Source organism: Elusimicrobiota bacterium (assembly GCA_018816525.1).
Taxonomy (GTDB): Bacteria; Elusimicrobiota; Endomicrobiia; order CG1-02-37-114; family XYA2-FULL-39-19; genus OXYB2-FULL-48-7.
In genome coordinates, this window is record JAHIVV010000023.1 from 21335 (window position 1) to 28694 (window position 7360).

A 7360-nucleotide genomic window follows, 5' to 3' on the forward strand; every position below is an offset into this window, starting at 1 on the left:
TACGCGAAAAATCAAAAATACTATTCAAAGGAAATGCACCCAATACGCTTCCAAGCGCGTAACATTGGGTGTTCAGGTGGAACAAAAATGGCAAAGCTAAAAACAGGCAGGCACACTTCAAGCATAAAAGAACTAAGAAAATCAAAAAAACGTCAGAAATTCAATAAAGACATAAAAGAAGGAATTAAACTGGTCATAAAACAAATCAAAAAAGCTATTGCTAATAAAAGCACAGATGAGGCAAAAAAACTTCTTAGTGAAGCAGTAAGCAAATTAGATAAAGCGGCAAAACACAACATATTCCATCCAAACGCAACAAACCGTAAAAAGTCGCAGATTATGAGACTTGTAAACTCTTCAAAATAATTCCGCGGCTACTACCCTGAAATCAGCGTTTTCTATCTTCCCTGATTTAATTGATAATTCAGCGTTATAGAGGCATTCTAATTTTTTAAGAATCTCTGAATGGCTGAATTTTTTTATCTTGCTGGGGAAATTCCTGTCCCAAAGTTTTACTTTTCGTAGTATCATCTCAGTAGGTGTATTGGTTTTTTGCAGGGCTTTCGCCATAATAATCCTGCGGTAGGTCCAGAAAAAAAGATTGAAAAGATGGAAAGTTTCCGTTCCCGAATCCAAAAGATTGTCTATCAGCTTGAGCGCTTTCGTTTTATTGTTTTCCAAAATAGCATCCGTTATTTCATAAATATTTTCTTGTTTTATAAACCCGCTACATTTGAAAATATCGTCGCCGGTTATTGTATCCTTCGAGCCGGCAAATAAAACCAATTTGTCAATTTCATTTTTCAGGTCAAAAAGATTGTCACCGGCCGTCTGGTAAAGATATTCTGCGTCCTGCCCTGATATGGATTTATTGCTTTTTTTTAGTTCGGCTATGGCAAATTTAATGCATTCTTCAGGGTAAAGCTGCCTGAACTCAACCACATCCCCTTGTTCTGCCGCCGCTTTTATAATTTCATTCCTGCTTAACTGGTCTTTCTTAAGTTTTAGAATATTTACGAAAACAATATTTGATGCAAGGTTACCCTGCCCGATTATTCCTGCAATTATTTTCTCGTTATTCCCCTTTATTTTATGAGCTTCTTTGATAACGATCAATCTTTGGGTTGCAAATAACGAAAGAGAAGCTATTGAACTAACCAGGTCGTCGACATTGAGGCTGGAACCGTAAAAAATGCTTTTTTCACAATTTGCTGAGGACAAAGTTTCTTCGAGCTGCTTTAAAAACGTTTCCTGTAATAGGTGCTCTTCCCCCCATAGATAATAAACGGGGGAAATATTGGTTTTGTTTATCCGGCCGGAGAGCTCAAAGAATTTTTTGAATGGCATTTAGGGTTGAACGGGGGCATTTTCAGTAGTGCTTGAAATTTTTGGCACTTTTTTTTCAGAAATACCCGAAACCGACCCAAATCCATTAACAGTGCGTGTTAGAATTTTTTGGGCCAGGTCCTGCCTTACACTATCCCTGGCTTCTTCTTCAGTTTTGCCATCCGGTAGAGTGGGAGCATTATAATTTATTGTGCCTTCAAGACTGGGTTCTTCCCAAAGCGTAACATTTTTAGTCCTGTCTATAAAATAGAGGTTAAGAAGCATTCTAAGTTTGTATTGCTGGGGATCAAAATTTGGGCCGTAAGTAAGCGGTTGGAGGGTATAATAGGTAATTTTGCATACAACAACGCCGTCAGCATTGTCTTCACCCGTGATGGTGAACCTGCCGTCTCTTACAAACTCATCAGTGATTCTTATTAAAAGTTTATCTTCAAGGCCGTAAGCGGTAGTATCATTTACGATAGGCCTGATGGCAACTTTTTTAATGTGTTCGGGTAAAATCTGCATCTGCGGCTGGTACATGCTGCAAGAACCAATAAAGAGCAGCGATGAAAACGCAATAATTCTTAACTTCATACTTAATCCCTCCTGTCTTATTGTTCGACAACGATGTTCATTATTTTATTGGGAACATATATGTTTTTTCTAATATTTCCTGCCAGGTATTTAGCAAATTTTTGGTCTTTTAAAATAATTGCTGATAAGTCTTTCTCGTTTATATCTCTGGGTACAGAGGTGGTCCCCCTCATTTTGCCGTTGATTTGTACGGCAATTTCTACAACAGCTTCTTCAGTTTTTTTAGGGTCATAATCAGGCCATTTTGCTTTTCTGATACTTTCTGTTTTACCAAGCATATGATTAAGCTCTTCCGCTAGATGAGGAGCAAACGGAGATATGAGTGTTATTACGGTTTCATACGCTTTTTTTGATATTTCGTCGCCCAGCGAAGGGTATTGATATAACTCATTGACCAGTTCCATGATTGAGGATATAGCCGTATTGAACTGATAATTTTTTTCCAGGTCCTGGGTTACTTTTTGTATGGTCTGATGCATCTTCATTTCAAGTTTTTCTGTTTTTGTTTTATCGGGTTTCTGATTTTTGTTTTCAAGCATGGTATCAGCCAGCCGCCAGATCCTCGTCAGAAATCTCCAGCAGCCTTCTATTCCTGTGTCCTGCCAGTCCAGCTGTTTTTCGGGTGGAGCCGCAAAAAGGACAAAAAGGCGGGTGGTATCAGTGCCGTATTTGTCGATAATTGTTGATGGTTCAACGATATTCCCTTTTGATTTTGACATGGCCGCCCCGCCAAGGGTGACCATGCCCTGCGTTAGCAATTTCAAAAAGGGCTCTTCTGACTTAATCATGCCAAGGTCTTTCATTAATTTAAACCAGAACCTGGAATAAATCAGGTGCATGCAGGCATGTTCAATACCGCCGATATATTGGTCAACAGGCAGCCAGTAATCAGTTTTCTTGGAATCAAAAGCTTTGTTTTCGTTATTAGGGTCGCAATATCTTGCAAAATACCAGGAAGAGTCCACGAACGTGTCCATAGTGTCGGTTTCCCTGCGGGCTTCTCCTCCGCATTTAGGGCATTTTGTTATGTAGAATTCTTCAACATGTTTTAAAGGCGATTCGCCTTCTCCTGTAATTTTTATATTTTCCGGAAGTAAAACAGGCAATGATTTCTCTTGTACAGGAAGAATGCCGCATTTGTCACAATATATTATGGGAATAGGAGTCCCCCAATATCTTTGCCTTGATATAAGCCAGTCTTTAATTCTAAAATGTATTTTTTTTGCCCCGATGCTTTTTTCTTCAAGCCATTTTATAATCTTTTCCCTTCCATCGGCGGAAGGCTCGTCGCTGAATTGTCCTGAATTTACCATAACTCCTTCTTCTTCATAAGGCAATTCAACATTTTCAGGAGGTTTTATAACTTCAACTATCGGCAGGCCGAATTTTTTTGCGAATTCGTAATCTCTTTTATCGTGCGCCGGAACGCACATAATTGCGCCTGTACCATATTCCATAGTAACATAGTCTGCGGTCCAGATAGGTATTTTTTTATCATTCATGGGATTAATTGCATACAGGCCTGTAAATTCACCTGTCTTTTCAGTTGACATTCTTTCAAGGCGTGTTTTCTTTTTTGTTTTTACAATGTATTCTTTAACGGTGTCAGGAACTTTCGCCAGTTGTAACAACGGATGTTCCGGAGCCAAAACCATGAAAGTGGCCCCGAACAAAGTGTCAGGACGTGTTGTAAATATTCGGATCTCTGAAATATCTTTTGACGGAGGGTTGTCTATTTTAAAATCAACTTCAGCTCCGATGGATTTTCCTATCCAGTTTTTTTGCATGGTTATTACTTCTTCAGGCCAGCCTTTGGAAATTGTATCCATGCCCTCTAACAGCCTTTCTGCGTAATCAGTTATTTTAAAAAACCATTGTTCAAGGCTTTTTTCTTCTACTTCTGAATCGCATCTCCAGCATAACCCTTCTTTTACCTGTTCATTAGCAAGCACTGTTTTACAGGACGGGCACCAATTAACTGAAGATTTTTTCTTATAGGCAAGCCCTCTTTCGAACATCTTTATAAAAAACCACTGGTTCCACCTATAGTATTCAGGGTCGCAGGTAGCGACTTCCCTGGTCCAATCATAAGTTATGCCCAAACCCTTGAGCTGTTCGCGCATATTGTCGATATTCTTTTTTGTCCAGGTTTTTGGAGGTATGTTATTTTTAATTGCGGCATTTTCCGCGGGCAAGCCGAAAGCATCCCAGCCTATCGGGTGAAATACATTAAAACCTTTCATTCGTTTATATTGCGAAATAACGTCACCAATAACATAATTTCGTACGTGGCCCATATGTATTTTGCCGGAAGGGTATGGAAACATCACAAGGCAGTAAAACTTTGGAAGCGCAGACTTTTCATCTGAGAGGAAAAATTTCTTTTCTTCCCAGAAATTTTGCCATTTTGGTTCAAAACTTTTAAAATCGTAATTCATCTTATTTTTATCTTTTATCCTGCCTACAACTTCAACGCTTACAGCTCTTATTATTGGTTGTCATTACCGTAATTTGTAAGATAAATCAAATATTCTGTGTTGCCCTTTGCTCCCTGAATCGGGGATTTCACCACACCATTATATGTAAATCCCAATGATTGCGCAACACTCCTGATTTTCTCAACCGTTGCAAGCTGAACCTTCTCATCAGTAATTATTCCCCTCTTCACCTGGCTTCTTCCTGCTTCAAACTGCGGTTTTACAAGAGCAATAATTTTTACCTTATTCTTAATTACCTCTTTTATTTTCGGCAAAATCTTATCCAACGAAATAAAGGAAACATCTATAGTAATGATTTCAATTTCATCTTTTAATAATTCCGAGTCAAAATACCTGAAATTAATACTTTCTAATAAAACAACCTTAGGATTGTTGCGGAGTTTCCAGTCAATCAGCCCTTTGCCCACATCAGTCGAATATACTTTCTTTGCTCCCGACTGCAAAAGGCAATCAGTAAACCCGCCGGTTGAAGAACCGATATCCAGGCAAACCCTGTCTTTTATATCTATACTGAAATGTTGAACCGCTTCTTCAAGTTTAAGCCCGCCGCGCGAAACATATTTCAAAGGTTCTTTTACTTCAATTAACATATCAGGGCTAAATTTCTTTGAAGCTTTCGGTACGGTTTCACCGTTGACCTTGACATTACCTGAAAGTATAAGAGCCTGCGCTTTCTCCCTGCTTTCAACCAGTTTTCTTTCAAGCATCAATTGGTCAAGCCGTACAGTTTTATTGGCTGGCTTGTCGTTAATTTGCATACCACTTCTTTATTGTTTCAAACATTTTGTCTGAAGATAAACCGTATTTATTTCTTAATATATCCTGCGAACCATGTTCAATAAATTTATCGGGCAAAGCGATATTCAGAATTTTAACATCAGGCCCGCTTACTATCTCTTTTATTGCACTGCCTAAACCGCCGGTTAACACTCCCTCTTCCAGGGTAACTATTTTCTTTGCTTTTTTGGAAATGTTTCCGATAAGTTTTTCATCCAGAGGCTTTATGTAGCGCATATTGATGACACCGGCGTCTATATTTTCTTTTTTCAGCATCTTTTGAGTTTCAAGAGCAGGGTAAACCATATTGCCGGCGGCTAATATGTACATGTCCTTGCCGCTAATCAGTTCTTCGGCTTTACCTAAAGGGATGTTTGTGTACAATGCATTAAGTTTAACACCGATAGATTTACCTCTAGGGTATCTTATCGCTACTGGTTTGTTCAATTGGGTTGCGGTGTAGAGCATGTCTTTGAGTTCCTGCTCATCTTTGGGTGACATAATGACGAAATTAGGTATTAACCTCATGAAGGATATATCAAATATTCCCTGGTGTGTTTTGCCGTCGTCTCCTACTATTCCGGCTCTGTCTATGGCTATGATAACAGGCAAGTTCTGAAGCGCTACATCGTGAATTAGCTGGTCAAAACCTCTTTGAAGAAACGTGGAGTATAACGCAACGACCGGTTTCAAACCGCTTACCGCCAGGCCCGCTGCAAATGTAAGGGCATGCTGTTCAGCTATGCCTACATCAAAAAATCTTTTTGGAAATTCATTTGCGAACGGCTTCAGCCCTGTGCCTTCGGACATTGCCGCAGTTATAGCTACAATTTTGTCGTCACTTTTTGCCAGGTCTACTAAGGTTTGCCCGAAAATTTCAGTATAGGTCGGTTTATTGTCCGTTCCTGCAAACTTTTGCGCTTCGCCGGTTTCTATTTCAAACTTCGCGGCTCCGTGAAATTTAATGGGGTTTTTTTCTGCAGGATGATAGCCTTTGCCTTTTTTTGTGACTATGTGTAAAACAGTGGGGCCATGATTTTTTTTGATATTAGATAATATTTCAACCAAAGCATTAAAATTATTTCCGTCTACAGGCCCGATGTAAGTGAATCCCATTTCTTCAAATAATAAGCTTGGGATGAACAAGAATTTGAATCTTCTGGCAATACGGATAAAATAGGAACCAAAGTTTCTTATCCGCATTAAAAATGTTTCTATTCTTTTTTCTATCCTTTTGACGGAACCCAGGGTTAATAATTTTGCAAAATATCCTACTATTGCGCCGACCCTGCGCGAAATAAACATTTCATTGTCATTTAAAATTACCAGCATGTCAGTGTTGATATGGCCGGCGTTATTGAGGCCTTCAAAAGCCATGCCTCCGGTCATACTGCCGTCACCGATAACAGCTATAACTTTATTTTTTTCGCCTTTTAAATCGCGGGCAACTGCAAAACCTAAAGCGGCTGATATTGATGTTGAAGAATGCCCTACACCGAAAGCATCATATTCAGATTCTTCTCTGACAGGAAAACCGCTGATACCTTCATATTGCCTTAATGTTTTGAACTTGTCTCTTCGGCCGGTAAGTAACTTGTGAGCGTAGGCCTGGTGGCCTACGTCAAATATGATTTTATCTTCAGGAGTATTGTAAACGTAATGGAGCGCTGTGATTAGCTCTACACACCCTAAACTGGATGCGATATGACCGCCATTTCTTGATACAGTTTCGATGATTTCGTTGCGGATTTCTTCAAGGAGTTCAGGCATTAATTCCCTGCGGATGAGTTTTAAATCCTGCGGTTTGTCGATTTTATCGAGTATTTTTCCCATGAATGGACGCCTTTGATTAAAATATTAACTTTGGTAGGTAATAATTATACTTTTTAAGCTGGAAATTGTCAATTTTTAGTGGCAGGGGTAGGGAGGTAATAATTGACTACAATACGAAAATAACGTAGAATACAGCTATGTTCTTGCCAACAACGTCAGACGAAATGAAGAAGCTGGGCTGGACTCAGTGCGACATAATCCTTGTAAGCGGCGACACCTATTTAGACAGCCCGTTTATTGGTGTAGCCGTAATTGGGAATTTATTAACCAAAGAAGGTTATAAAGTCGGGATAATCGCTCAACCGGATATACAAAATGAACATACTGCG

General features: G+C 39.3%; 7 protein-coding genes. 2 read left to right on the top strand and 5 right to left on the bottom strand.

Going from position 1 to position 7360, the window contains the following annotated elements; genetic code table 11:
* Positions 1-87 precede the first annotated feature (87 nt).
* The gene (rpsT, locus tag KKH91_02845; protein ID MBU0951752.1) at positions 88-366 is read left to right on the top strand and encodes a 30S ribosomal protein S20; all 279 of its coding nucleotides are present in this window, start codon (positions 88-90) and stop codon (positions 364-366) included.
* Here the strand turns inward: rpsT and holA are convergent.
* From holA to dxs, 5 genes are read right to left on the bottom strand one after another with little or no spacing between them, the layout of a single operon-like run.
* Positions 358-1347 carry a DNA polymerase III subunit delta gene (gene holA / locus KKH91_02850; GenBank protein MBU0951753.1) on the bottom strand — a complete coding sequence of 330 codons (990 nt, stop codon included), beginning with the start codon at positions 1345-1347 and terminating at the stop codon, positions 358-360. The two genes, rpsT and holA, sit on opposite strands and share 9 nt — an antisense overlap.
* Positions 1348-1923 carry a hypothetical protein gene (locus KKH91_02855; GenBank protein MBU0951754.1) on the bottom strand — a complete coding sequence of 192 codons (576 nt, stop codon included), beginning with the start codon at positions 1921-1923 and terminating at the stop codon, positions 1348-1350.
* A 17-nt stretch (positions 1924-1940) separates the two neighbouring features.
* Positions 1941-4361, bottom strand: a complete 2421-nt coding sequence (gene leuS, locus KKH91_02860) for a leucine--tRNA ligase (GenBank protein MBU0951755.1) — start codon at positions 4359-4361, stop codon at positions 1941-1943.
* A 50-nt stretch (positions 4362-4411) separates the two neighbouring features.
* Positions 4412-5179: a TlyA family RNA methyltransferase gene (locus tag KKH91_02865; protein MBU0951756.1), complete on the bottom strand. Its 768-nt coding sequence runs from the start codon at positions 5177-5179 to the stop codon at positions 4412-4414.
* Entirely contained in the window at positions 5169-7031 is a 1863-nt protein-coding gene (gene dxs / locus KKH91_02870) for a 1-deoxy-D-xylulose-5-phosphate synthase (protein ID MBU0951757.1), read from the bottom strand. Before dxs ends, KKH91_02865 begins: the two co-directional genes overlap by 11 nt.
* A gap of 137 nt (positions 7032-7168) precedes the next feature.
* Between dxs and KKH91_02875 the strand changes: the two genes are divergently transcribed.
* Positions 7169-7360 (top strand): YgiQ family radical SAM protein (locus KKH91_02875; GenBank protein ID MBU0951758.1); only part of this gene is annotated, 192 nt, incomplete at its 3' end.